Raw genomic sequence first — 25667 nt, 5'->3', positions numbered from 1 at the left:
ATAAAAAAAGGCGACCGAGGTGGCCTCTTATTATTCAATTAATTCAGTAAGTTACTGATATATCGTTAGGTTTTCTACATCATTCTACATCATCTAACATCATCTAACATCAGGGTTTTGGGCAATTTGTGGACACTCCTGAGAGTGCCCAAGCTCACCTATTCTTTAATCGGATTGAACCTGACGGCATCCTGCAGAAAATCAGGAGCCAAGTGTGCGTAGACCATTGTTTGTTGAATCTTTGCATGTCCGAGAATTTTCTGCAGGACTAGAATATTGCCTCCGTTCATCACAAAGTGAGATGCGAACGTATGGCGCAAAGCATGAACCGCCTGGCCTTTTGGTAGGTCAGCTGCAACTTTTTTGAGCGCAGCTCGCACTAGGTCATAATTGATTGCTGAAAAGATTAACCCTCGACCTCGAGCTTTTAGTTTCGCCTCTAGATTTACGCTGATGGGGACGGTGCGATCCTTACCGTTTTTAGTGTCTGTAAAAGTAACTCGGCCATGAGCTACACGGGTACTGGAAAGACGCTTCACTTCGCCCCAGCGGGCACCTGTTGATAGCGATAATTCAGCTGCTAGCCGCTCGTCTTCCGGCAGTTCCTCCAGGAGGGCATCTATCTCATTTAGCGACAAAAACCCCATTTCAGCCGTGGCCACCTTAAGTTTTTTTGTTCCAGAGAAAGGGTTATCGCCGTGATAATTACCCATCTCAATCAGGGAGGCGAATACCGCCGAAATGGCAGTAATATCTCTGTTAATCGTATTTGCCGTGACACCCGATTCAAATCGCCTAGCGCGATAGTCAGCAATCATTTTTTTGTTTATCTGATCCGCTCGAGGATAACCAAGTCGCTTATCAACGGCTTTAACCTTGTTATGCGTGCTCGCCGACGACTTCATCATCTGGCCTTTTAACTGGTACCAGAGTGCTATTAGCTCAGAGAGGCTGCGTCTGTCAGCGACCGGTCGCCGCTCCCACTCTTTATTGTGATAATGAGCTATTGCCCATCTTTCGTACTGCTGCGCTTCTGACTTAATTTTAAAGCGCTTTCTTATTCTCCCACCTTCGCGACCTTGTGGGCGCAAATCAACAAGGTATCTCCCGTCGGGAAGTTTAGATATGGTCATCTGGCAAGCCCCAAAAGTTAGTTAAGTTATTTATTCTGCAAAAGCAGCATTAAAATTCTCATTCCATCCATTTACTAACTGATTGTTTTGCATGGGTGTTTCATCCTCTAATAAGTCCATTTTGTAGAAGCAAATACCGCCAGTAGACCAAAAGTTCTTAATTTTCAAAGCGACTAGCCAGCCTTTTGGCCGTTTTGGCGGTTGGATATGTTCTTTTGCCCATCAGGGGAGAGAGCCGGACTAATCTGTCCGGCAGCCTCATTGGTTTCATCACTCATCAACCACATTGTGTATTTTTTGTACTCAGGGTGGGTGGTGACTTTAAGTAAAGTCCTGCTTCCAGGGTCTTTAACCCCTGTTTCATATTTTTTGATTGTACTTATCGAAATCCCTGTTATTTCAGAAAATTTTGACTGACTCAAACCTTCGGCCTCTCGGATAGCCTTCATTTTTTCAGCAAGTTCACTTGACATGGTTCACCTTGTTGTTCCAAACTCTCGTCACTGGTTCAACAAGTTGCACCAGATGACATCAACAAACACCCAAACTGCATCATGGTGCATCAGGGTGCATCAATTCGAGAGGATATCACCGATGCCTAATAAGTTGAAAAATTCGGTCAATGAGATGCCGGATATCGCTGATTTACCCAGAGATTATCCATTCGGTAATCGGGTATCAGAGTCGTTAGCTGAGCATGCAAAACGAATCGGTATATCGAGAGGGGCAATGCGGAATCGGGCTGATAGGGGAACAGTCCCAATCATCCAGTCAGGGCCGAAGAAAAAGCGTGAAGTAAATCTCTATGCAATTTACATGGACGCCCACCAAAAGGGAGTGCGTTACACCCTTGCTGCCAATAAGGAAGAGAGATGAGACAGCTAATTAATACGCACCCCAATCACTGGGTGTACGGTGATTTCACTATCCGAAAGGTGACCCGAGATAACCGAGTGACAACCCTGGATAAGTACGAAGTTCATGAAGCGGAAAGTGGTGGTCATTGCGGCAGCTATTTCGCACTGGCTGAAGCAGTAAACCACATCGACAAGCTGTATCTGAGCAAAGAGACATACAGCGCAAATACATGGCTCGCCAATAGACCCCTGCTTATGGCTGCTAACGCAGTGCTCTGCATGTACCAGATGCGCCAGGAGCTATCAAGTGAGAGCGTCCCACCTCACACCCCGGCGGAAATTGAATGGGCGTGTGACCAGTTATTTAAGCTTGCTGACGTCGCTGCATATGCGGGAAGCGATGAAACGACCGTCATCCGCTCTGCAGCTGAGCACTGGAAGAAGACCGGCAATAAACCCGGTGTATTCGTTGAATAAAAAAGACCGACTTAGCCGGTCTTTGAAATGATTTACAGATACCTTGAAGAGGGCGCGAGAATGTTAATCGCAACGTTCGCCACACAGCCAGATAAAGAATCGACCAAGCAGATTGGTTGCATCTCTGCCTTCCGAGTCCAGAGAGATAGCCGCAGCGTTCCAGGCGGGAGCCTTGAGGCTGGCCGGAGCATCGCTGTCGCTTTTCTCGATGATCTTGATTTTTTTTCTGACGGTGTCGGTATCAATAGCCTCGGCGATGTAATCATCAAGAAGCTCGCTGTAATGCCTCGCTTGTTGCTTGGCAGCTCCGGCGACCTCTCCAGGCTTAATCACGAACTGCAGACCAGCAATGACGGCTACGAGAACACCGTAAACAAACGACGGGCCTCGATCCGTAACGACGGCGCTACCCAGCACGAACTGAATAAAAAGAAGAAACTTATCAAACCGGCGCAAGAGCACCGACGTGAAATATTCAAGATGGTAGCTGTAGGCGAGTCGAAACTTAATATCAAAGCTCGTTTGTTCGGTCATTCTCTACTTCCTTTTTATTTGCCGTCTTTTGGCGGTGCCGGCGGAGCTGGTTTATTGGGGCGGTGAGCGCCAACGCTTCTTGACATAAAAAAATCCTTTTGTGGGTTGATAGTTATGCCGCTTGCATCTTGGTCGGATGGCGGCATAACGAATTTACCACAAAGCCATGCGCCGGGCATGGTTAATTCCCGGCACTAACTTACACAACTAAATAAGGATGTGAAAATGGGTATTAAGATTGTAGACAGTTGCATCATTGCTATTGCGGATGTGATTTTCGAAGAGTGCGGAAAAATCCCTGCGCATGTAACACCGGCGGAATGTAAGAATAAACGCAACTTAAGAAAGCAATTATATCGACTGGCAGAGATGGCTAGCCTAGTTGGCTGTTCTGAGGAATGCTCGTTCTGGCTCGGAAAGCGCATTACAGCATGGTTGGCGACGGGGGATATTTCCGAGGGTTTAACAAAGCGCTTTGCTTTCGCTGATTTTGCGCAAGAGCCAGGGTTGGAATATTTTGATTCATCTAATGTAGAGGTTGAAAGTGAAGTCGAAGCTACTCTTTTTCGTCGCCGTTATTATTACCAGGACGCTGAAGTAGCCTCTATTATTTACTCTATTGAATCTGATTATCATTCTGAGTTAATTGCCGCAGCCCTTGAAAAAATTCCCGCAGGAGAAAGTAAGGCGTTTGAATCACGAATCGAGGAAGAAAAAGCTATCTCCTTCAATGACCTTTATCAGGAATTTTCCCGCCAACTGAGGGAGAAACAAACAGGCAAGGTCGACTGGTCAGCAATCGATTTTGCTGTGAGTGTATTATTTGATGATTCTGAAAATATGCACGAGCGCTCCCTTGACAGAAAATTACCCATCAAAGAAGCGCTTGCTAAGCACGTCGCATACAGAATTAAGACACTTGTTTTAACCCGCGACCAAATTTAGTGATATCGCTGGCTCGCTTATTTGTAGTCATTTCTTTTGTGTGTTGATAGTTATGCCGCTCGCATCTTGCTACGGATGGCGGCATAGCGAACTTACCACAAAGACCATGCGCCGGGCATGGTTAAAACCCGGCACGCATTCACAGCATTAACAGCGGTTTAAGTTAGGGTTAGGTTGACGAGGAGCACCAAATGAAAGAGGTCTACGCTCGACAGGTTAATAACCTGCTCGAAGAGTTTCATTTTAATGTCGAGTTTGAAGGTAATAGCCGCGCACTCTCTTTCACGGTTCTACAGAACGGTATGCAGCATATATACGGCGCTGCGTTTTGTTCTGGTGATACCGAGTCAACACAGCAAATTAAACCTCTGCTGATGCAGGTAATTGACGGCGAAGTACCTCAACCATTTGATTTGGAGACCATGCAATGACATTTGCAATTATTGCCTCTGCCATTTTTTCATTATTTGTCGGGCTTCTGCCCGTCCTGCTTTGCATACGACGCTTGGAGTACAGCGAAAAATACTGGAGCTCAATTAAGGTTTGTCTTGCTTCTGCATCCTGGTGGGTTTCACTCATTACCATTTTTTGTTTGTGTGTATGCGCTTCTTTTTTTAGCGCAATGCATTTCTGGAAAACAATTCTTTAAGGTGGGTTTATGGCTAATGTAAAACGCTACAAAGTTGAATGGAATGATATTGCAGAGGCAGTGTTTGATATCGACCACGATATAATGACGGATGAAAAACTCAGAGAATTAAATGAGTTTTGGTCGAGCCCAAAATGGCGTGAGCAACATAAAGGCAGTCTGGTTAATGCAGTTCTGTGCATGTTGGGGCGCTGGTAATTCGGGAGCAATTTGAGCACGACTATTTTATTGAGGATTTAATTAAACAATTCGACTGGGACTCAGGGAAGGGAATGGAGGGTTGGCCTCCAATGGATGGCTCGCATGGGATCACAATCGTCGATTTTACTGATATCGAATACAGCTGGTACGAAATGGACGCGATGGAGATTCCGCATCCGGATAGCCCGGCAGACAAGGCCGGTAAGTGAGGACGGCAAAGCGATGGCGGCAACCCCCCCCACGCTCTCAGGGTGCCGGGCTCCGGCCCGGGTCTGGAAGCGCGCCAGTATTGAATTGAGCGCGTTTATGCGGGGGAGAAAAAACTACTCCCGCATAAAGCCAAAGCATTATCTCGTTATCCGCTTGGGCATACGCTGGCGGGTACTAAGCAAAGACAACGGCGTCCACTGGCAATTGATGACGCATGAGACGTATAACAAGGAGTCAAGAATATGACCGGAAACCCACTCACACCAATGGATCAGCAAGTTCGCGCTGAGGCTGTGCGGCGTCTGGTGCAGGATTTTGGCTTCAAAGAGCGCGAGAAGTATTTGCAGCAGGGCGTTTGCCCTGCATGCAACAAAAAAGAGATGTATGTCAGTATCGAACACCCTTACCTCCTCAAATGCGGTCGCGAGAATAAGTGCGGCCACGAAATTACGATCCGTAGCCTTTACCCGGATCTCTTTGAGAACTGGTCACGCCGTTTTAAGTCCACGCCTGAAAACCCACATGCTGCAGCAGATGCGTACCTGAGAGATGGGAGAGGGCTGGATATCACCCGTTTTAAAGGCAGCTATAAACAGGCTCATTTTGTAGATTCAGAAACCGGCATGGGCAGTGCCACCGTCAGGTTCACGCTGGCCAATGGCAAGCACTGGGAGCGCATCATTGATGAGCCGGAACGCTTTGGTCAGAAAGCAAATTTCATCGGGCCATACGCCGGCTACTGGTGGGAGCCGCCGGCAGCGGACCTTGTCAACGCGAACAATATTTTTATCACTGAAGGCATATTTGACGCCATGAGCTGGACTCAGGCCGGAAACTGCGCGGTCGCAACCCTAAGCTGTAAAAATTACCCCTCCATGCTTCTGGCCAAGCTGGCCGAGGCAATACCGGACATCAGTAAGCGGCCCCGGCTAATCTGGGCGTTTGATGATGATCGCGCTGGCCGTAGCAGCATCATCAAGTTCGCCAGCAGGGCCGCCGAAGAAGGCTGGAAAGTCAGCGCGGCTCTGCCTTCAGAAAATGGCGGCGTCCGTGACTGGAACGACCTTCTGCAGATGGGCAGACTCACGCCAGATAACATCATTAAATATCGCTATTACGGCAAGCTATTGCTCGCTGAATCCCCAAGCGCCAAGGCACTTCTGATGTACCAGCAAACCGAAGCTCACGCCTTTCCGTTTGAGTTCGACAATCGTACATACTGGTTCAAGCTGGATTTCAATAAATACATGGCAGCTTTTGAGCGCATACGTGATTTTGACCAGGAGTCATTCAGTGATGATGATGCGAAAAAACGCGCCCTGAAAGAGACGGGCGCCATTGAGCAAATCGCCAACTGCACACTGCGCCCGTTATACTTCCAGCGCTCCATTCCTACTGATGAATCCTGGTATTACATCAAAATAAACCTAACTCACTCACCATCCGTAAAAGGCACATTCACATCAACGCACGTCGCCTCTGCATCGAGCATTAAAGACCGGCTCCTGCACCTGGCAAAGGGCGCATCATTTTCTGGTGACACCAAGCAACTGGATCGCCTTATGCGCTCCCTGGAAACCATAAAAGAGGTAGAGACGCAGAGCTTCATTGGATACAACCGCGACTTTTCTGCCTGGGTAATGAATAGCGTTGCTGTGAGCAATGGCAAGGTCTTCAAGCTGAACGATGAGGATTACTTTGAGATCCACCGGCGCAACGTTAAAAGCCTGAGCCTTTCACCCCAGCTTTCAATAAATACCGAGCTCACAGAGTTTCAGCTTGATTGGCTGGATGACATTTGGACGGCGTTTGGCGTTAAAGGTTATGCCGCGCTGGCGTTCTGGTTCGGTTCATTATTTGCAGAGCAAATCCGCGATACCCACAAATCCTTCCCATTCCTGGAGATATCCGGCGAGCCCAACACCGGCAAAAGTACCCTCATTGAATTTCTGTGGAAACTGTGTGGCCGTGAAAATTATGAGGGGTTCGATCCCAGCAAATCTTCACCTGCAGCGCGAGGGAGAAACTTTGCCCAGGTCAGTAATTTGCCGGTCATTTTGATGGAAGGGGATCGCAATGGCACAGATAAGCCATCAAAGCTCAGAGCATTCGACTTTGATGAGCTTAAGTCACTTTATAACGGACGTGCATCACGCGCCCTGGGTATAAAAAATTCCGGTAACGAAACGCACGAACCGCCATTCCGGGGCTCGATTGTGATTGCACAAAACGCCGAGGTGGATGGTTCAGAGGCGCTCTTATCACGCATCATTCATATGTTCACCGATACATCAACCCACACCCATCTCACCCAGCGCGCAGCTGAGCGCCTTGAACAAACCCCCATAAAAAGCGTGTCGGGGTTCCTTTTGCTATCAGCCCAAAAAGAGGCAGAGGTACTGCAGGAATATCAACGCCACTACCAGATTGCTATGGATGAGATGGCTGGCCGGACCGACATCAAGCACAGGCGCATTATCAAAACCCACTCTCAACTCATCGGTATGCTGTGCGCCCTGGCGCTTGTGGTGCCGGTACACACTGACCGCCTGACAGCGACCAGAAATTATATTTTCTCGATAGCCGCCGAGCGCCAGAGCACCCTCAACCTCGACCACCCGATGGTGCAGGAATTTTGGGATCTGTTTGATTACCTGGATTCTCAGGAGCAGTTCGGCATCAACCACTCTGCGGAGCCCGGAGAAATTGCCGTCAATTTTAACCACCTTGAAGAGATAGCGAGCCATTACCGGCAGCGCATGCCCTTCTCGTTATCAGAAATCAAGAAATTACTAAAAGGTAGCCGCACCAGAGAATTTGTTAAGGCCGGACCGGTGAGGAGCATTGTGAGTAAGCAATACAACGCTGGAAAAGTTGCGGTACAGAGCAAGCCAGAAATTTACCACTGCTGGATTTTTAGACGCAAAACAATTGAGAGGAAGGCCTGAAAATGATGAGTAAACAAAAATCATTCCAAAAACTTTATGAAGCCGCAGCGAAGGCCACACCCGGCGAGTGGGTTGCTGAAAACGGCGCGATCTTTTCTGCCAGCGAAGGCACGGCGAACTATATGCTGGCCGAAATTTGTGGGGGCAGCGAGTTGACAGCCGAGCAAGACTGGCTAAACGCTGAGTTTATCGCCGCCGCTAATCCCCCCGTTGTTCTTGCGTTGCTGGGCGCACTGGAAGCCGCCGAGAAGCAGATTACCGAGTTGACGCTGGCTAACGCACTGAATGAAACAACGATAGCCATGCAGAAAGAGATTAAATAATCATCTGGACGGGGTGCGATACAGCACCCCTTTTTTTATAGGAGGGAGATTTGTCTAAACCAATTATTCCGTGGATGGGCGGTAAAAGCCGGCTGGCAAAAGCCATTTTGCCGGCATTCCCGGAGCACACTTGTTATGTCGAGCCGTTCTGTGGTGGAGCGGCTTTATTCTTTCGCAAGGAGCCCTCAAAAGTTGAGGTGCTAAACGATATCAATGGGGAGCTGGTGAACCTTTACAGGGTAGTTAAGCATCACCTTGAGGAGTTTGTCAGGCAGTTTAAATGGGCGCTCACCAGCCGGCAGATTTTTGAATGGAATAAGGCCACTGACCCCGAAACGTTAACCGACATCCAGCGAGCCGCGCGTTTTTATTACCAGCAGCGCCTCGAGTTCGGGGCGAAGGTCGGCGGTAATACGTTTGGCACGTCTGCCACTAAGTTCCACGGACTAAACCTGCTCAGGCTTGAAGAGACGCTATCAGAGGCCCACCTGCGCCTCTCTGATGCCGTCATTGAACATCTGGCATGGGATATCTGCCTGAAGCGTTACGACAGGCCAGAGACGTTGTTTTATCTCGATCCACCTTATTACGGCACAGCTGGCTATGGTGTTGATTTCCCACTGGGGGAGTACAGCAAAATGGCGACGCTCGCGAAGGAAGCAAAAGGGAAGGTGATTATCTCATTGGGGGATTCTGAGCTGATGCGCGAGACGTTCTCCGGGCTGCACATTACTGCGCTGAGTGCGGGGTACTCGCTCGGGAGTAATAAACAAAAAGCCAGGGAATTGCTGGTCAGTAATTTTGAAATTGAGTAATAAAAAGCCCCGCATCATGCGGGGCTTAGTTTATCCGGCTTGCAAAAAGTCGATGGCCATCTGCCTTTCTTCCTGGCTTAACCGTGAAAGCAGCTCTTTCACGATGTCATTTTTTTCGAGGCCGCTGCGGGTGACATCGTGATGATGATTCAGCGACCACACTGATGTCCGGCTGCATTCGACGTTTGTGCAGCTGTAATAGCAATCAGCGTAAACACCAGCTTTCTGCCAGTTCGTTTTGCGGTTGATCATGCGAGCGCCGCACACATCGCAGATAACTTTTATTGTTGCCAATTTCCAGCCCTCACATGCACACATCTGGCAGGATTTTAGCACTTTTCGCCGCCTTTTACTCATAATGCACCCGCTTCTCCGGGCTCAATTACCACCTCATTACGTGGTTTTTCCGTTCTGGGGAGTGCCGCAGCGTCCAGACCAGCAAAGCGAAGATGCAGCCATTCAGGCAGCTCAGGGTCCTGATTGACCGCGCTGGCAAACATTCGCTGGATGGGCAGCACTTCATCTTTGCGATACGTCTCACGCGCTGTCTCCGGGTTAGGGAAGCCGGCAGAGTTCTCCGGGATGACGCCGCCCAGCCCCGGCGGGAAGCGGTGCGCGGTCAGAACGTCCTGCGCACTGATGTTTTTTACGTTGGCAAACTCATCTTTTACGCCAGCATCCCCGATAGGGATGAATTGCACACCCTTCTCGTTACCGTCTGCGATGTTGATGTACATCATTTTAAAGTTGCCGACGCCTTTGGTGTCTTCAATCTTTTTGGCAATGTCCTCCTCCATCTCATCAGTGAGGTTCGGGTCGGTGGTGTAGACAATGCCGCCCGTATGGGCGCCGTTGTGGAAATAGCGCCGCCTGAAGATGGTCGCCTCAGTATTCAGCAACGCGCTATGGATGCCGCCGATATAATCCGGCAGACCATAGACCTGCTGCTGCGGATCGTAATTCTTCAGAAAAATGATATCCCGGGGCGGATAGATGAGCGCCGGCCCCTTCTGCAGAACGGCAAAATCACCGTCCTTGCGCCGGCGCAAATAGAGCATCGGAAGCGGAACGAGATCCACAACATCACCCCAGCCATTACGCACCTTGAGCAGTGCGACATCACCAAATGTCACCCAGTCATACGCCGCCTGCCCCATCTCGATGAGGCTGAGGCCACCCCCCATGTAATCGGCGGTAATCATATTGCGACGGGCGTACAGAATGCTGCCATGCGCGGCGCACATGTTGGCCAGCTGCGCAAGGGCGAGGCGGTCGATGGGTTGCCGCCAGTGATTTACCGCATCGTCGTACCAGATTTCGTGGTACTGCGTGCCCTGGGTGAGAACCGGCATAGGCACATCGGTTGTCACGATGCTGAATGAATGTTTGCGGTTTTGACGTGCAGCAGCCGGCGCCCTGCTGGCGGTTTTGTTGTAGTGCTTTTTCTTGCCCATCTGATTTGCCCGTAAGTCGTCGCGCCCAGCCTGATTTGCGTTTGCGCGTGTTGTTGATTGGCTCGCAGATTGCTGCGTGTGCAATCGCAAAGAATTTATCAGCATGGCCCGTTTCGGCGGTGCGGTCGGCAACGAACGTCATCGAGCCGCCTTTGCTGGTTGTGGTGTGGCGTATGGCCATAAAGCTCGCGGCAATGCCCCGGTCTTCGCGGTCCCATGTAATACGCTTCTGCTCTACGATGTCGATCATCTTAGAAACAAGCTGATTTTTGCTGTTCACGTTGTAGGTGATTGGCATCACCACGCGCCGCGCAAAGTCTTGCAGCAGCTCGCAGACCTGATTGCCGATGCCGGTGTTATCGATACCGAGGTGAGTAATACGGTACCGTCCGAAAAATTCTTTAATGCGCTCAACCTGCCAGCGCCAGTTAAAGCCCTGCCAGGACTCGATATGCAGCACCCGGAATGACTCCTCCGGGGTTGATGGTGGGGCAAGAATCACAAAGCAGGCCGTGTCTCCCGACCGCGCAGGATCGTACCCTGCCCAGACCTCCCGGTTGCCAAATGGGCGTGGTGCGTCCGGGTCGTGGTCCTGCCATTCCTCGACCGTGGCAAAACAGCGCTCCAGCTGGGCAAAGTTGAACACCGCATCGCCGGAATCAACGAACGCACACATATAGAGCTGATTAAACGCATCCCTGCCGTTCTCCTCCCGTATCTCCTCGAGGTTGATAAAGACGAGCGTCGGATCACCGGTCGCTTTTGCAACCTTCTCCATGTCTTTGACGGCATCGGTGATGGTGGTGATAAATCGCCAGTGGTTGTCCGGGCACATGACGCCGCGCTGCATTTCCTCGAATGTTGGGAATGCGATATTTGCGCGTTTGGTGCTGCCCTTGCGCCATTCATCACCCGTCCAGAAGGGATAGGCCTGGTGGGTCTTCGCGCTGGGCGTGGAGATGTAGGTGCGGCGCAGATAGGTGTGCGTGGCGATAGCGCCGGCAACCTTTTTCAGCTCCCTGAAATTACGCTGCCAGAAAATCTCATCAATGTAGACGTTTGCGCAGAAGCCCTGGGCGGTGTTGGAGTTGGTAGAGAGGAAGTGAAGCTCCGCGCCGTTGCTCAGGACTATCGGATCGCCGGTGAGCTCGAGGCCGAGCAGCTGGTGCGCGAACTTCAGAATATAGCGCCGGAAAATGAGCGACTGAGGGCGGGAGGCAGATAGAAATGCCTGATTATTCCCGGTCAGGATCGCGTCCTCGAGCGCCTCAAATGCTGCATACCACGTTGCACCAATCTGGCGGGATTTGAGCCAGATGCGGTTACGGTGGCATTTCGCCTCACGCAGCGTCAGCTGGTAGTCAAAAAGCCCCTCAACAAATTCAGCAAAATCACTTTCCGTCACACCATCGACATTATTTCGACGCTTGCGCCCGCGCTTCTGGCCATCGCCGCGCTGCGCAGAATCACTGCCCGATCCCTTGCTTGTTTCCTTTTGCTGGGCGCTGGCCGGCGCACCCGCACCGAGTTCGAGCGCGCGCATTTTTTCGACATGCTTATGGCGACTCATTACAAGCTTGACGTGCATATCAATATATTTATCAAGCTCGCGAAGCTCTGCATCTGTTTTATTGGTTTTAGTCACCAATATAGCCGCCTGGCGATTGATTATTGATTCAAGGTCTTCCTCGCTCAATAAATCACGCCATTTATATTTTGTTGCCCAGGCATAGACAACGCGCGCAGAGTTAAGATTTAACTCTTTCGCAATCTCTTTTGGCGTCCAGCGCTTGAGGAAAAGTTTGGCAGCAGCCTCACGAACCTCATCGGGGTATTTTGATTTCTTTTCCATTCATTCATTATCTCAGGCGGCGAGAGTATAAATGATGTAAATAATTCAATTGGTGTCGTAATTAATTAATATTACGAATAATGCGGAAATAGAATGAGTGAAATAAGGTGCCGCAATCGTAATACTTACCGTATCAGATTTACTACACGGATAAATATTAATGCCTCGCTCACATTTAATGACCGACTGGATTTGTATCGCGACGGAAGGCGAAACGGTTGACGGGCGCAGTCTTGATGCTCAGTGGCTGATTGATATGGCCGAATCCTATGACCCTGAAGGTATTTATACCGCGCTGATTTGGCCAGAGCATGAGCGCTGGTATGGCTCGCAGGGCGAGGTGCTCGATCTTAAGTGTGAGACGGTGGGTGACCTGGTTAAGCTCTATGCCCGCCTGTGCCCTGAGCGCGACCTGATTGACGCCAATCGCCGGGGCCAGCTTCTTTTCTGCAGCGTTGAGCCTACTCCGACACTCAATTTCCGGGGAACGGGCAAGCCTTACCTTGAGGGGCTGGGCGTGACATCGAGCCCGGCGAGTATCGGCACTGATCGCATGCGCTTTAGTGCTGAAAAAAATCATGCAATTTATGGCGCATTAGAGCCTCTGGTATTTAGCCAGGTTACAGAATTAAGCGAGGAAGAAATGAGTAACGGTAAATTAAGCGATAAAAAACGCCAGTTCCGCAACCTGTTTAATATTCAGGACAAAAAAGACAAGGGTGACGACAAGCCCGATCAGAAACCTAAAAAAAGCTTATTCAGTAAAGGGAAGTTTTCTGATGAGCAGGTGGAATCGCTTGTGGAGGTTGTCGAAGAATTACTGGAAGACAACGAAGAACAAGCGGAAGTCATCGAGGAAATTAAAGGGCAGCTCACCGAAATTAAAGAAGCGCTTGACGAAGTGAAAGAGGAAGTGGGCAATGAAGAGTTCAGTAAACTCAAAACTCAACTTGATGATGCTCAAAAGAAATTCGCCAAACTCGACAGCATTGCAACCCAATTGCCAGACAATAACCCCGGCGATAAAGATAAGCAGAACTACGCATTCTGATATTCAGCTAACCGACCAGCGAAAAAAAGGGCTGACGCCGGTTTGTGGTCGCCGCCTGGATAAATAGTGAGAAAATTATGAGCTTTAACCAAAACCGACTTAACCAGCTTATTCAGGCATACGCCCGCCGTATCGGCGGCGCATCAGGCGCGGATGAGCAGAGCCTCCCTTATCATTCCAGAGGTATTGGGCAGTTCTCTATTAGCCCACCACAGGAAACCGCCCTGCGCCTGGCGCTGATGGATAAAAACTGGTTTTTGCCGTTACTGACCAATAAAGAAGTATCGCAGATTCGCGGTCAGGTTGTTGATGTGGGTAATCCCGGGCTCTTTACCGGACGAGCGGATGGCAAGCGTTTTACCAAAAACATTGGCGTGAGCGGGAACAACTACGATCTGGTAGCAATGGACTCCTGCGCCCGTATGCCGTGGGATATGCTGGCCGACTGGATTCATTCCGGCACGACCGAGGATGAGTTTGTTAATACCGTTGCCGAGTTTATTCTCCGCAGCTTCTCCAATGACATTGTGCGCGTCGGCTTTAACGGTACGCATGCTGCAAAAGTTACGGACTCTGAAAAATACCCTAACGGGGAAGACGTCGCGCCTGGCTGGCATCAGATTGCCAAAAACTTCGACGCCCTGCATGAAGATGACAGCACTCCGGAAGAAGATCGCATCCCGGGCTTTACGCCTCGCGTACTGAATCCGGGTGAGGGTTCCATTGTTCTCGGCCCTAACGGCGACATTAAAACGCTGGATGCGCTCGCATCCTGGGTTATCAGCACCACCATTCCCGCACAGTTCCAGAACGAGCCCGATGTGGTTCTGCTGGTTGGCCATGAACTGGTTGCCGCTGAGCAGTTCCGCCTGTTCCAGGAAGCCGGCAAGCCAACGGAAAACATCGCCGCACAAATGCTGGCCAACACCGTTGCAGGCCGTCGCGTGCATGTAGCGCCATTCCTGCCGGGTAAACGCATTGCCGCTACCACGCTCAAAAATCTGCAGGTTCTGACGCAGCGCGGCACGCAGCAACGCCGTGCTGAGCACGTCCAGGACCGAATGGGCTATGAAAACGCCTGGTGGCGCATGAGTGGTTTTGCGCTTGGCCATCCGATGATGTACGGCGCCATCGATGACGATGTGATCGTTATTGAGGAGGAGGAGGCCATTAAAGATTTTGGCAACAACTCCGGTGATAACGGTGGTGGTAACGGTGGCGAAGAGCTGGACCAGACGCAGGTGTAACAAATGGCATTTAACCCGATTAGCTTTAGTCGCCAGATGCGTGACAAAGCGAAGAGAAAACCGGCGCAAAGCGCGCCGGCAGCGAATGACAGCGAAAGCCTGCACCTGCAGCTGCTGGCACTTGAGCGTGACCGTGATCGCCTCGCCTCGTTGCCGCTCATCCAGGAGCGTATTGAGCTCAAACGCACCGAGCTGCTGCCGAAGTGGATGCCTTATGTTGAGCGCTATTTTGCTGCCGGCAAGGTGTATGAATACCCCGTTTTAGGCTGGTGTGTCATCTGGTTGTTTGACGTGGGTGACATCGAGAAAGCGCTGGACTGGGCAGACATCGCCATCAGCCAGGAGCAGCCAACACCTGAGCGCATCAAATCGCGCTTCCCGGCGTTTGTGGCTGATCAGGTTCTGGAGTGGGCAGAGCGCCAGTCAGCCGCAGGAAACAGCATTGAGCCGTACTTCTCTCGCGTGTTTAAGCATGTGCGTGAGGGGTGGCGACTGCACGAGAAGCATGCAGCGAAGTGGTACAAGTTCGCTGGCGAGTTTCTTTTGCGTGATAACACCGGCAAGCCTGCACCTTCGACCATTTTCGACCCTGACGCACTTCGCCGGTCGCGGGAGCTGCTGCTTATTGCTGACGGTTTATGGCCGAGAATTGGCGTGAGTTCGCGTATTACGCGCATCGATGCCCGCCTGCGTCAGCTTGAGAAAGAAGCGGCAGGGCAGGCATAGCATTTAGCGGGCTGATTATCAGCTCGCTTTACCGACACCCGGCCAGCCGGGGCGGGCGCGGGTGGAGGCCGGAGCGCATGCGCTTAACGGGCCGAGGAAACCCGGACAGCCCGCACCTATTGAGAGTGGATCATGTTTCGACCAGGTAACGACGGATATCAGCAGGCAACGCTCACGAATGATGGCTTTTGGCCTGACCTCGAACTGGAGGACTTCCAGCGTGCGCGTAGCATCCCGCCGGATATCAGCCATCACACCGTCTCTCAGGCGATGCTGACGGCGGTGGGTGAAATCAATGAATCCCTTGAGGCGTTTGCCGCCTCGAAGCAGAGGGCGGGATATCAGACCGCTGCTGCCGTTCCCGGTCCGAGCATGAAAGGGGAGAGCGTGTTACTCGCGCGCTATAAAAAAGCCGTCTATGCGCGAGCAAAGGCAGATTTGATGGGGGAGTTCGCCGCCATTAGCCGGCGCGAAGAAAACACCAATCAGGACGCACCGCAGACAAAAGCCTCTTTGCTCGCTGAAGCTGCGGTGGCGCTGCGGGGCATCAAGGGGCTGGGGCGTGTTGGGGTGCATCTGATATGACGCAGCTGGACTCACTCTACTCATACATGAAGGAGAACGTCCCGGACAGGCTGATGGAGACAACCGGCGCGGATTGCTGGATGGATGACATCCAGCTCATACGAACCAGTAAAAGCCAGGGATTAGGGCAGCAGCTGATTGGCGAGCGTCGATACAACGGCGTGCTGGGGTGGGAGCGATGGCCATACCGGCAGCAGAATCCTGACCTGATATTTGCCCTGGTTAATGCATGGCTTGATGAGTTCAGTAACGAACGCCGGCACAGGCTCAGCCTGGGCGACCCGGATGTGGATTTGCAAATCCGGGATAACGAAACGGCAATCATTATTGTGACGGTGCCACTTGTCGACCAGATCGCAATGGTCCCGGATGAAAAAGGCCCGATCCCTTATTTCGGGAAGCGGTACAAGCTCGCTGAGCCGGTGGTTTACGTGGCGCAAGAGGCCTGGATTTATGGCATGGGCGCGCCGGCGGTGGTGACGGGTGGTGAGGATGAAAGCTGAGCTAACTCTCAACACGCGCCAGTTTGCGCTGATGCGTAAAGAGCTGGCGAAGCTCGATTTGCCACCTCAGAAGCGCAAGCGGCTGCTCTGGCGCATCCTGAAGCTCGGCGTAATGGTTTCGGCTAAACGCCATCAGCGCCGCCAGGAGAATGCCGAGGGCGAGAAGTGGCCCGGGCGCAGTGACGGACGGCGCACGAAGATGATGCAGCAGCTGCCGAAGATGATGGCCATACGTGAATTGCCGGCAAACGACTCAGCAAAAATTTATCTCCGGGGGCAAAAAAAGTCTCTCCGGGCGTGGTCGGTAACATCCAGCAGTCCGGGATGAAAACCACCATGACGGCTGATAAAGCCAGGAAAGCGAGCGCGGGTAGCGGCACGAAGATGGCCACGCTGCGGCAGGCTAAAAAACTGCATGAGCTGGGGTATATGTCGCACCCGGTATCGGCTCCCGGCGTGACCTCAATGGACGAGATCATGCGCACGCTTACCCAGGACAAGGCGGGAACCATTATCCGCTCAATGGAGGGGCGTGGAGCGCTGCGTTCCTGGACAGTTACGCTGCCAGCGCGAGAGTGGCTGGCGGTGAGTGATGAAGAGTTTGACAAAATTTTAGTGCGCCAGATGCGCGGCATTCAGTTCGGTGCCGGCGTTAAAGCGCAGGACATCAAGGGGAAAAATAAATGACCTGGCCTGGAGTCGTTATAAACCAACTCAACCAGCGAGCCGGTAGCGTCGCAGAAGTTGAGGGGTGTCTGCTGTTCGTCGGCATGGCGAGCGGGGCGCTGGATGATAAAAGCCCTCTGGCCGTTCTGAATGCACAGTCGGATGTGGATGAAGTGCTTGGTGGTGCTGACGCTGTTTTGCTGGAGCAGGTTCGGGCGGCGCAACTTAATGGCGGGCAAGGGTGGCAAGGATATGCCCTGATGCTGGAACCCGAGGAACCCGAGGAACCAAGGGAAGCTGATGCGCTCGGTAAGGATACCGGCAGCACCGGGTCCACGGCGGCTACGCCAGCATGGTTTGATGCCATTGAGCTGGTGATGGCCAATATCAGCGTGGAAGGGGTGCTGGTCTGCTCAGAGCTCGATGAGGTTTCTGCGGGGCGCACGTTCCTTGAAAAACTGCATGCGCTGCGCACGACCATCACGAACAAGCTGGGGCGCTGGGTCTGGTTTATTGCCACGGTTGCGGGACCGACGGCCCTGCAGAAGAAAAAAAGCTGGTCAGAGTATCTGGTGTTCGTGAGTGACCTGCAGAAAGGACTGGCGGCAAACAGCATTCAGCTGGTGCCGTCGCTTTGGGGGAACGAGGCAGGTGTGCTGGCAGGGCGGCTGGCTAATAGCGCCGTTACCGTGGCTGACTCCCCTTGTCGGGTTGAAACCGGGGAATTGCTGGGGCTGGGCATCGAGAGCAGCGATTTACCTGTGGATGGCGATGGCGTGGAGTTATCGCTTGCGAGTCTGCAGGCGTTTAACGGGCAGCGCCTGAGCGTGCCGATGTGGTACTCAGATTATGAGGGCATGTACTGGTCTGATGGTCTGATGCTCGAAGTCACCGGCGGCGATTATTCCGTTATCGAGCATGTTCGGGTGGTCGATAAAGTCTCACGCCGCGTTCGTGTCCAGGCAATCGGCAAAATCGGCAATCGCAGCCTCAACAGCACACCGCTGAGTACTGCGGTGCATGAGACGTACTTCGGGAAGGTGCTGCGCGAGATGTCGCGCTCGACGCAAATCAACGGGGTTGAGTTCCCGGGCGAAGTGCAGCCACCAAAGGATGGCGATGTGGCCATTACCTGGCTCACCGATACGAGAGTCTCTATCAGCATTGTGGTGCGCCCTTATGCGTCACCGAAGGAAATCACCGTAAATATCGCACTCGATACCGAGCTGGAGGCGTAAATGACAGCACGACTTGGCGGGATGGATTTTGACATCATGATCGGCACTACCGAGGTGCACGTCGAATCCATCACGCTCGACATTACCGACAACACCGCGGTCGCTCAGACGCGTGGCGTGCCTAATGGCAAGGTGAAGGGCGACGTCTCTGCTGAGGGGGAAATGGAGCTTGATGAGCAAAATTTCAAAAAGCTGAATGCGGCAGCGCGCGCAGCTGGCAGCTGGCGCGACCTGGATGAATTCGACATCCTGTTTTATGGCCAGGTGATTGGCGAAACCTCAAAAATTGAGGCGTTCGGCTGCGCGCTGACTATCAGCTCACTTTTCGGGGCTGACCCAAAGGGCGGGGAGAAATCGACCAAAACCGTGCCTTACAAAGTGACGTCGCCAGAATTTATCAGAATTGATGGTGTGCCATACCTCAGCAGCGCAGACCTGCGCGGCATTGTGGGGTGATGGGTGAGCAGCGCAACGTTGATCGCGCTGCTTGTCGCCATCGGCGTGGCCGGTGAACTTTACCGGTTACTTAACAGCGACGAAAAGCTAACCCCGCGCGTCCTTGTCAGCCGGTGCCTGCTGGGTGCGCTGGCATCGCTGGCCGTACTGGCGGCAAGGGCGCATAAGCCTGATGTGGAAGATGTCACTCTTGTGGGGCTCGCCTCACTGGTCGCTGTGCTGGGTTACTCCTTTCTGGAGGAGCCCATTAAAGCCGGCGTAAGGGGATTGTTTAAACGACTTTTTGACGGGAGCAAACGCGATGACACTGAGTGAAAAACAGCAAAAATTCACCGTGATGATCGGCCAGTTGATTGATTGGGCAGATAAGAACGGCTACGGCCTGACCCTTGGGGATGCCTACAGAACGCCGACTCAGGCACAGCTTAATGCTCAGGCCGGGAAAGGCATTGTCAACAGCTTGCATATTTTGCGCCTGGCCATTGATTTCAATCTTTTTATTGATGGGAAATACCAGGAGTCAACCGGGGCTTACAGGCCGCTGGGTGAATACTGGGAGTCTTTGGGCGGCGTTTGGGGCGGGCGTTTCAGCAAGCCTGACGGCAACCACTTCAGCCTTGAGCACAACGGGGTGAAATGATGATTAAGGGCTGGCTTTCGAATCTTCTGCCCTCCCTGCTCATCGGTCTGATGGTCGGCGGGGCGGCAACCTGGCAGGTTGAAAGCGCACTTGAGCGCCGTCTTGATGGGGCAATCCTGAGCTCGGAGAGCGAGCGCCAGCGCCTGATTAATGACATTTCCGATGCCTCAGCCAACAAGCTGGAGAAGCGCCTGCAGCAGCTGCATGCCAATGAATTACGGGGGAGCGTGTTTTTAGCCTGGAAATCAACAATCCGATTTTCGGTAGCGAGTGCGCTACTGATGATTATATGCGGCTGTTCAATGAAACCAGTGAGGCTGCCGAGCGCGCCTTATCAGGCGAACCTGACACAGGAATGCCCGGAAACGCTGCCGAGATTAAACGGTAAAACCGGGGCTGATTTTGATGGCGTGATGCGCCCGCTGCGCAGCATGTACACCGACTGCGCGGCGCGTCATAACCAGTTAGTACGTGAAATTAAACAAAGAGAGAAACTTGATGGGCACAAAAATTGAAACTATCACCCTCACCATTGCCGGCAACGATATTGTATTTGAGCCAACAATGGTGGCCTATAACCAGCTGCAGAATGAGGCAGCGACCGGAAAGAACGTTGCCGGGACGCTGCGCGACTACCTGATGAAAGTCGTCGCACCCGACAGTAAGGCGGCGCTGGTCGAGATTCTTGCCCGTCCTGGGGCGACCGTTCAGGTTGCTACAGCGCTGAATGGCGAATACGCACCAGAGCTCGAAATTGCCGTAAAGCGATAGAGCGGCTTGTTGAGTACATCCGGGGGAGCAATTACGAGCAAACGCTGGCTCTGAGGCGGCATTACCTGCCTCATCCCTCTGATGCTCATGAGCCGCCGGATGGCGCACTCAATCTGGCCAGAGCCATCTGGTTGTCAGAATATTTTCACAAGCGAAGCGTTAATTCCACCGCCGAAGGTGTGGCGCATGCTTTCTCCTAAAAGAGATGCCCATGAAAGAGCTGCAGTTTCTCCTGAGCCTCAAAAATAACCTTTCAAAGCCGCTGGGGCAGGCAAAGCAGTCTCTGGCGTCCTTCACTAAGCAATCACAAAAATCGCTCAAAGCCACAGGCATTGGTGCTGCGGGGTTGCTGGGTGCTGGCCTGGCACTGAAGGGCATTATCGGTCCTGCTAATGACCTGCAGAATGCGCTCGATGAGCTTGGCACGCGCAATGTCGGCGCTGACACGCTGAACGACATCAGCAAAGCAGCGGCTAAGTTCAGTACAGATTACGGCACATCAGCTCTGGATTTCGTTAATTCCACTATTGGTATTAAATCTGCGCTGCGTGATTTATCGGACAAAGACCTGCCCCGGGCAGCGGTCGCCGCAAACACTCTTGCCTATATCACGAAAAGCAGTGGCGCAGAGGCGGCGGGGTATATTGCCGAGCTTTCTAAACGTTTTATTGCTGAGTCAACCCGCATGGGGCAGGTGGATTTCGCTGAAAGTATCGCCTCGCGCACGGCATGGCTGGTCAAAAATACCGGCATGGACATGGGGAAGGTGCAGGCGCTGATTCAGGGCTCTAAGGGAACCGGCAGCAGCTATGGGGTCGGTATGGATGAGCAGCTTGCCGTTCTCTCCAGCCTCGGCGGCACAATCGGCAACGCCGCTGGCGGTGCGTATGATGCTTTCCTGAAAAATGCGCGAAATGGGGCTAAAGAGCTTGGGTTGAGTTTTACGGACGCGCAGGGGCATCTCCTCGCGTTCCCGGACATTCTTGAGAAGCTTCAGGCCAAATACGGCGATTCCGTAGCTGGCAACGTTGCGCTGCAGGAAAAGCTCAACAAGGCATTCGGAAAAGGCGCTGTGGCTCTGACGAAATCATGGGGATCGTCAGCGAAACTACGCAAGGACATCATTGAGCTTAGCGGGAGTAATGGGCTCGGCACGGCGGCACAGTTAGCAGCCGACACAGCGGACAGCTGGGAGCGCCTCGCTCAGCTCGGCACCAGAATCAGAATTGCAATCGGGAAGCCGCTTCTTAAAGCTATTCAGCCGGGTGTTGATAGCATTCTTCAGGGGGGCATTCAGTTCGCAAAATGGCTGGAGATGTTCCCGAATATATCCCGCCAGATTGGCTATTTAGCAACGGCCATTATTGCCCTGACAGCCGCAAATGCCGCCAGCATATTGGTTGCCGGCGTGGCAGGTCTGGTCTGGGGCTCGTTAAAGGCTGTATGGCGTTTAACGACCGGTGTGCTCAAGGCGCTGGTGTGGGTGCTCAATCTTAAAGCGCGCGCGTTGCAAATTGCGACTATCTGGACGGTGCTGCAGACGGCGGTAATGGGCAAATTACGCGCCGCCATCCTCATTACGTCTCTCGCCATGCGTGGCTTTGCCTTGTCCACGCTTTATTCAAATACCGTCATGCTGGCGCAACGTGCTGGCATGGTTATCGCCACCGTGGCGATGTGGGCTTACGGCGCGGCAACGGCATTCGCCGGTGTGGCCATGCAGTTACTGATGAGTCCGGTGACGCTGGTTATTGCCGGGATTGCATTACTTGCTGCCGGCGTCTGGTATGCCATTTCTCACTGGGATGATCTCAAGGCATCCATCATGGACAGCAGCGCGTTCACATTTATCAGTGGCGTGGTGTCCTCATTTGGCGCGCTTATCAGCTCGGCTATCGAGAAAATTAAAAACATGTTCGCCGGGTTGTGGGCGTGGGTGAAGAACTCCGCAATCAGCTCCCTCAACTGGATCATCAGCACAATGAATAAAATCCCGGGTATCGACATCGACCTCGTGAAAAGTGAAGTTGCGCCCGAAGTCCCCGGGATGATTTCGCCAGCAGGCATGACGGCCCCGGACATTGATCGCAGTGCTGTGGGTAAAAGCATCGCCGGCTCCAGCAAGGTGGATAACAGCCGAAGTTATAAAGAGTTCAACTTCTACCCGCCAAACGGCGCAACGTTCCAGTCCATTCTGGAGTCTGCGGAGCTTGCCGCACCATGAAGGAACTCTATTTTGATCTGCGCATTAAAGATAAAAACTTTGTGCTGGATTCCGGGGCAGAGCCGGAGCTTTGCAACAACCGTGACAGCATCGCGCAGGATGTGGTGCACATGATTATTGAGTCGGTCCTGGCAAAGAGCCTTGTGGGGGAGCGCAGCATTGTCAGGCGCTATGACGTACTGCAACAAATGGAGCTGCTGGTTGAGTCAGATGACCGGATTGTGCCGGGGACGGTGAACATTTCGGATTCAACAACAGGTAATCACACCATTACCGCAGATACATGGGATTTTGGCCCGATATCCAGGGAGACAGGCGATGAGTAATACACCTAAACCAGATTATGAGGGCATTCTGGCTGAGCACGGAATGCCTACGACCGAGGAGCAGGTACGCGATGAGTTTAACGGGATTGTCAGAGAGGCAGGCCTGATTACAAACACCTCGCGCATGAGTCCATTCTGGCGGCTTATCACGGCCATTGTTACCGCGCCGGTGATGTGGCTCAAGGATGCGCTGGTCAATATCGTTATGGCCAACATGTTTCTGGCCACGGCGGCGGGCATATTTCTGGACCTCTTCGCCTGGGCGGTGAATCTTTCGCGTAAGGATGCCTCGGCAGCGGCGGGTGTCATTCGTTTTACTAAATCCGATCCGGATCGTGAGATTACCGTGCCGGCAGGAACGGTCATTCAGACCGAGCGCATTAACGGCAGGGTTCACCAGCTCGAGACAAATGATGATTTTACGATTTCAGCCGGCGCCTCGAGCGCGCTTGTGCCGGTGGTAGCCATCACCGAGGGCGCGGCCAGCAATCTGGCGCCGGGATATTTCCGCATTCTGCCGGTGGCCATCGATGGGATCGCGAGCGTAGTCAATGAAGAAAACTGGCTCATTACCCCAGGCGCGGATGAGGAGAGCGACGACGAGCTGCGCGACCGCACCAAAAACCAGTTTAACCTGGTGGGGCAGTATCATATTGATGCCGTTTACCGTGGGATGATTAGCGGCATTGCCGGCATCACTACCGACCGCATTTATTTTCAGCATGACGCCCCGCGCGGTCCTGGTACCGCCAACGTGTTTTTGCTGCTCGATGCCGGCGTGTCGAGCGAACCCTTTATCGAAACGGTGAATGACTACGTGATGACGCAGGGCAATCATGGCCACGGCGATGACGTTCTCGCACTGCAGCTGCCTGAAACCGTCCACGACCTGAGCGCCACAATCTACCTCTACAGCTCGTCACTTCTCAAAGAGGAGGCGCTGGAGCGGCTGCGCCTCGATATTGCCGATCTCATTCGCTGCGCGTTCCGCGAAAATAATGATTACGAAGTGCAGAAAACCTGGCCTTTTGCGCGCTTCTCGATGTCGCGCCTGGGCGAAGAAATCCACCAGACGTTTAAAGACGTTGAATCGGTTGTGTTTGACGCCGGCGACATTCTCAGTGATTTGAACGTGCCGCGCCTCGGCGCGCTTGAGGTGGGTTATGGAGAATAAATTTCCTGATATCAATCTGCCGGTCTGGATGAATAAAGGCGAGCCGCTCACGCTCGCCCACGCCTCAAAAACGTGGTGGGAGCGCGTGCGCGACTGGCTGATGTTCCCCCTGGCGCAGATTGACGTTGATACCTGCGACGAGCAGCTGCTCGCCCTGCTGGCCTACCAGCGCGACGTTGAGCGCTTCCCGGGCGAATCGCTGAGCCTTTTCCGTCTGCGCGTGAAATACGCTTTTGTGAACGCCCAGGACGCCGGCTGCATGGCGGGATTTTCACGGATATTTGAGCGCCTTGAGATTGGCAAGATTGAGCAGCTCGAGCGCCAGCTGCAGGATGAATGGGATGTGATCCTGATACGCATTAACGACGAGCAGCTGAGCCGCGACAACACGCTCATGATGCGCCTGGTTCGGCAGTATGGCCGCACCTGCAGGCGTTATTTTTTCGACGTCATGAATGAGAACACGGATTACATTCACCCCGGGCATTTTGACTGCGTGACCTGGTTTGATTATTACAAGCTCACATTAAGGCCGAGCGCCATTGTGCCCGAGCTTGATGAGGTCTGGCTGCTGCCCGGGGAGGCGAAAACGATCCGTGTGGACGTGCTGCCCTCCGGGGTGGATGACGCCACGTTTACCGCCGACATTGATGAGCCGGGTTTCTGCTCTGCTGAGGTGGGCGACGGGTTTGTGACGCTCAGGGGGGGGGATTTCGGTACCGCGGCGGTCACGCTCAAAACCACTGAGGGCGGCAGAACGGCGACCATCACGGCCAGAGTGGTGGCTGGGGCAAAGGTCGACTTTATTCTCAGCTCTGCCACTTCACCAGTCTTTTACATGACCGCTTCTAACGGCGTGCTGGTTGACTGGGGTGATGGCGATATCGGCGAGCATTACTCAACGACGTCAATACAATCGGGGTACGCGCCAGATCCTGACAGGCTGACCACTGGCGAGACTCATACCCTGACAGTTTACAACAGCGAAACGGTAACCTTCAGCCGGCAAGCCACAATCAGCCATACCAACAGGGTAGAAAAAATTCACCATTTTTGCGGCACGCGATCCAGTGCCAGTTATGCCTTTTACAGGCAAAGCCTGCTCAGTGACATTTCCCCTGGTGCTTTTGTGCTGCCGAATGCAACCGATCTGAGTTATTTCCTTTCCGAATGTTCGAACGTCCGAGCCCTACCGGATGATTTCCTGACGGGTGACACCCCTGTAACCAACATGGAGGGGGCATTCAGGCAGACAAATCTGGCAAGCCTGCCGGTCGGGTTCCTGAGCGGAGCCAGGCGGCTAAGTAATGCCTATCGTCTTTTTGGATATTGCCCTCTCAGTGTCGTGGAAAAGGGGCTCATGGCTGCCTGCAGCGAAACGCTCACCAACCTTAACGCGTGTTTTATGAACTGCGACCAGCTGACCACTGACATTAACGATATTTTCAGCGCGGAGAGTTACCCCCGTATTACGAATGCAGGTCTTTTGTTTTACAGCTGCGTACTGGTCACCGGCTATGGGACGGAACTAATGAATAAAATGCCAGCCATTACCGTACACAACCAGATGTTTACCTGGTGCACCAGTCTGTCTGATTACAGTGAGATTCCATCCGGCTGGCGAATGTCACCCGCCGCTGACCAGGGAACAGGAGAATAATT

Annotated in this window: 31 protein-coding genes and 1 pseudogene; 26 read left to right on the top strand and 6 right to left on the bottom strand. The window is 52.8% G+C overall.

The window, feature by feature from the left end; translation table 11 throughout:
- Positions 1-158: 158 nt before the first annotated feature.
- Positions 159-1091, bottom strand: a complete 933-nt coding sequence (locus tag DAI21_RS18060) for a tyrosine-type recombinase/integrase (protein ID WP_199908254.1) — start codon at positions 1089-1091, stop codon at positions 159-161.
- Between the two features lie 215 nt (positions 1092-1306).
- Positions 1307-1606 (bottom strand): DNA-binding transcriptional regulator, encoded by a 300-nt coding sequence (locus tag DAI21_RS18055; RefSeq protein ID WP_107703844.1) that lies wholly within the window; start codon positions 1604-1606, stop codon positions 1307-1309.
- 121 nt (positions 1607-1727) lie between these two features.
- Here DAI21_RS18055 and DAI21_RS18050 point away from each other — a divergent pair, with 121 nt between their 5' ends.
- Both DAI21_RS18050 and DAI21_RS18045 read left to right on the top strand, forming a co-directional pair.
- Positions 1728-2009 carry a DNA-binding protein gene (locus DAI21_RS18050; protein ID WP_234419500.1) on the top strand — a complete coding sequence of 94 codons (282 nt, stop codon included), beginning with the start codon at positions 1728-1730 and terminating at the stop codon, positions 2007-2009.
- A complete protein-coding gene (locus DAI21_RS18045) occupies positions 2006-2467 on the top strand; it encodes a hypothetical protein (protein ID WP_107703843.1) in 462 nt (153 codons plus the stop codon). Before DAI21_RS18050 ends, DAI21_RS18045 begins: the two co-directional genes overlap by 4 nt.
- 63 nt (positions 2468-2530) lie before the next feature.
- On the opposite strand, the gene DAI21_RS18040 is transcribed toward DAI21_RS18045, so the two are convergent.
- The gene (locus DAI21_RS18040) at positions 2531-3001 is read right to left on the bottom strand and encodes a hypothetical protein (RefSeq protein WP_107703842.1); all 471 of its coding nucleotides are present in this window, start codon (positions 2999-3001) and stop codon (positions 2531-2533) included.
- 225 nt (positions 3002-3226) lie between these two features.
- On the opposite strand from DAI21_RS18040, the gene DAI21_RS18035 reads away from it, so the two are divergent.
- The 7 genes from DAI21_RS18035 (at position 3227) to DAI21_RS18000 (ending at position 9092) form a co-directional block, all read left to right on the top strand.
- Positions 3227-3946 (top strand): hypothetical protein, encoded by a 720-nt coding sequence (locus DAI21_RS18035; RefSeq protein ID WP_107703841.1) that lies wholly within the window; start codon positions 3227-3229, stop codon positions 3944-3946.
- A gap of 191 nt (positions 3947-4137) precedes the next feature.
- On the top strand, positions 4138-4377 hold the full coding sequence (locus DAI21_RS18030) for a hypothetical protein (RefSeq protein ID WP_107703840.1): 240 nt from the start codon (positions 4138-4140) through the stop codon (positions 4375-4377).
- Between the two features lie 227 nt (positions 4378-4604).
- Positions 4605-4793, top strand: a complete 189-nt coding sequence (locus DAI21_RS23405) for a DUF2528 family protein (protein ID WP_107703839.1) — start codon at positions 4605-4607, stop codon at positions 4791-4793.
- The gene (locus DAI21_RS23435) at positions 4772-5005 is read left to right on the top strand and encodes a DUF2528 family protein (RefSeq protein ID WP_304598448.1); all 234 of its coding nucleotides are present in this window, start codon (positions 4772-4774) and stop codon (positions 5003-5005) included. Before DAI21_RS23405 ends, DAI21_RS23435 begins: the two co-directional genes overlap by 22 nt.
- A gap of 243 nt (positions 5006-5248) precedes the next feature.
- On the top strand, positions 5249-7954 hold the full coding sequence (locus tag DAI21_RS18010; protein ID WP_370447036.1) for a toprim domain-containing protein: 2706 nt from the start codon (positions 5249-5251) through the stop codon (positions 7952-7954).
- A 2-nt stretch (positions 7955-7956) separates the two neighbouring features.
- Positions 7957-8277, top strand: coding sequence for an ead/Ea22-like family protein (locus tag DAI21_RS18005; protein ID WP_107703837.1), 321 nt, complete (start codon positions 7957-7959; stop codon positions 8275-8277).
- Between the two features lie 74 nt (positions 8278-8351).
- Positions 8352-9092 carry a DNA adenine methylase gene (locus DAI21_RS18000; RefSeq protein WP_107703836.1) on the top strand — a complete coding sequence of 247 codons (741 nt, stop codon included), beginning with the start codon at positions 8352-8354 and terminating at the stop codon, positions 9090-9092.
- A gap of 30 nt (positions 9093-9122) precedes the next feature.
- On the opposite strand, the gene DAI21_RS17995 is transcribed toward DAI21_RS18000, so the two are convergent.
- The 3 genes and pseudogenes from DAI21_RS17995 to DAI21_RS17985 all read right to left on the bottom strand — a co-directional run.
- Positions 9123-9344 (bottom strand): transcriptional regulator, encoded by a 222-nt coding sequence (locus DAI21_RS17995; RefSeq protein WP_234419499.1) that lies wholly within the window; start codon positions 9342-9344, stop codon positions 9123-9125.
- Between the two features lie 101 nt (positions 9345-9445).
- Positions 9446-10546: a phage portal protein gene (locus tag DAI21_RS17990; protein WP_107703834.1), complete on the bottom strand. Its 1101-nt coding sequence runs from the start codon at positions 10544-10546 to the stop codon at positions 9446-9448.
- A gap of 25 nt (positions 10547-10571) precedes the next feature.
- Positions 10572-12398, bottom strand: a pseudogene (locus DAI21_RS17985) (terminase large subunit domain-containing protein); the annotation flags it as partial.
- A gap of 178 nt (positions 12399-12576) precedes the next feature.
- On the opposite strand from DAI21_RS17985, the gene DAI21_RS17980 reads away from it, so the two are divergent.
- From DAI21_RS17980 to DAI21_RS17905, 17 genes are all read left to right on the top strand, one after another.
- On the top strand, positions 12577-13449 hold the full coding sequence (locus tag DAI21_RS17980) for a GPO family capsid scaffolding protein (RefSeq protein WP_234419497.1): 873 nt from the start codon (positions 12577-12579) through the stop codon (positions 13447-13449).
- Positions 13450-13526: 77 nt separating this feature from the next.
- A complete protein-coding gene (locus DAI21_RS17975) occupies positions 13527-14696 on the top strand; it encodes a phage major capsid protein, P2 family (RefSeq protein WP_107703832.1) in 1170 nt (389 codons plus the stop codon).
- Between the two features lie 3 nt (positions 14697-14699).
- The gene (gpM, locus tag DAI21_RS17970) at positions 14700-15422 is read left to right on the top strand and encodes a phage terminase small subunit (RefSeq protein WP_107703831.1); all 723 of its coding nucleotides are present in this window, start codon (positions 14700-14702) and stop codon (positions 15420-15422) included.
- Positions 15423-15554: 132 nt separating this feature from the next.
- Entirely contained in the window at positions 15555-16007 is a 453-nt protein-coding gene (locus DAI21_RS17965) for a head completion/stabilization protein (protein ID WP_107703830.1), read from the top strand.
- Positions 16004-16510 carry a phage tail protein gene (locus tag DAI21_RS17960; RefSeq protein ID WP_107703829.1) on the top strand — a complete coding sequence of 169 codons (507 nt, stop codon included), beginning with the start codon at positions 16004-16006 and terminating at the stop codon, positions 16508-16510. Before DAI21_RS17965 ends, DAI21_RS17960 begins: the two co-directional genes overlap by 4 nt.
- Positions 16500-16838: a hypothetical protein gene (locus tag DAI21_RS23335; protein ID WP_234419496.1), complete on the top strand. Its 339-nt coding sequence runs from the start codon at positions 16500-16502 to the stop codon at positions 16836-16838. The genes DAI21_RS17960 and DAI21_RS23335 overlap by 11 nt, the downstream gene beginning before the upstream one ends.
- Positions 16835-17197 (top strand): hypothetical protein, encoded by a 363-nt coding sequence (locus DAI21_RS23330; protein ID WP_234419495.1) that lies wholly within the window; start codon positions 16835-16837, stop codon positions 17195-17197. The genes DAI21_RS23335 and DAI21_RS23330 overlap by 4 nt, the downstream gene beginning before the upstream one ends.
- A complete protein-coding gene (locus tag DAI21_RS17950; RefSeq protein ID WP_107703828.1) occupies positions 17194-18414 on the top strand; it encodes a DUF2586 domain-containing protein in 1221 nt (406 codons plus the stop codon). Before DAI21_RS23330 ends, DAI21_RS17950 begins: the two co-directional genes overlap by 4 nt.
- Entirely contained in the window at positions 18415-18870 is a 456-nt protein-coding gene (locus DAI21_RS17945) for a phage protein (RefSeq protein ID WP_107703827.1), read from the top strand. It abuts the gene before it with no gap.
- Between the two features lie 3 nt (positions 18871-18873).
- The gene (locus DAI21_RS17940; RefSeq protein WP_107703072.1) at positions 18874-19185 is read left to right on the top strand and encodes a hypothetical protein; all 312 of its coding nucleotides are present in this window, start codon (positions 18874-18876) and stop codon (positions 19183-19185) included.
- Complete coding sequence (locus DAI21_RS17935) at positions 19172-19510, top strand: M15 family metallopeptidase (RefSeq protein ID WP_107703826.1); 339 nt, start codon at positions 19172-19174, stop codon at positions 19508-19510. Before DAI21_RS17940 ends, DAI21_RS17935 begins: the two co-directional genes overlap by 14 nt.
- Positions 19507-20025, top strand: coding sequence for a hypothetical protein (locus DAI21_RS23325; RefSeq protein WP_159075433.1), 519 nt, complete (start codon positions 19507-19509; stop codon positions 20023-20025). The genes DAI21_RS17935 and DAI21_RS23325 overlap by 4 nt, the downstream gene beginning before the upstream one ends.
- Positions 20009-20281: a putative phage tail assembly chaperone gene (locus tag DAI21_RS17925; protein WP_107703824.1), complete on the top strand. Its 273-nt coding sequence runs from the start codon at positions 20009-20011 to the stop codon at positions 20279-20281. Before DAI21_RS23325 ends, DAI21_RS17925 begins: the two co-directional genes overlap by 17 nt.
- Before the next feature lie 211 nt (positions 20282-20492).
- Positions 20493-22505 carry a phage tail tape measure protein gene (locus DAI21_RS17920; RefSeq protein ID WP_159075432.1) on the top strand — a complete coding sequence of 671 codons (2013 nt, stop codon included), beginning with the start codon at positions 20493-20495 and terminating at the stop codon, positions 22503-22505.
- Positions 22502-22831, top strand: coding sequence for a DUF2590 family protein (locus tag DAI21_RS17915; protein ID WP_107703822.1), 330 nt, complete (start codon positions 22502-22504; stop codon positions 22829-22831). Before DAI21_RS17920 ends, DAI21_RS17915 begins: the two co-directional genes overlap by 4 nt.
- Positions 22824-24005 (top strand): baseplate J/gp47 family protein, encoded by a 1182-nt coding sequence (locus DAI21_RS17910; RefSeq protein WP_107703821.1) that lies wholly within the window; start codon positions 22824-22826, stop codon positions 24003-24005. Before DAI21_RS17915 ends, DAI21_RS17910 begins: the two co-directional genes overlap by 8 nt.
- Complete coding sequence (locus DAI21_RS17905; RefSeq protein WP_107703820.1) at positions 23995-25665, top strand: phage tail protein; 1671 nt, start codon at positions 23995-23997, stop codon at positions 25663-25665. Before DAI21_RS17910 ends, DAI21_RS17905 begins: the two co-directional genes overlap by 11 nt.
- Positions 25666-25667: the final 2 nt, after the last annotated feature.

This window comes from Lelliottia sp. WB101 (genome assembly GCF_003051885.1).
Classification (GTDB): domain Bacteria; phylum Pseudomonadota; class Gammaproteobacteria; order Enterobacterales; family Enterobacteriaceae; genus Enterobacter; species Enterobacter nimipressuralis.
The sequence above is the reverse complement of the archived record's forward strand: the minus strand, read 5'-3'. Positions and strand labels throughout refer to the sequence as shown.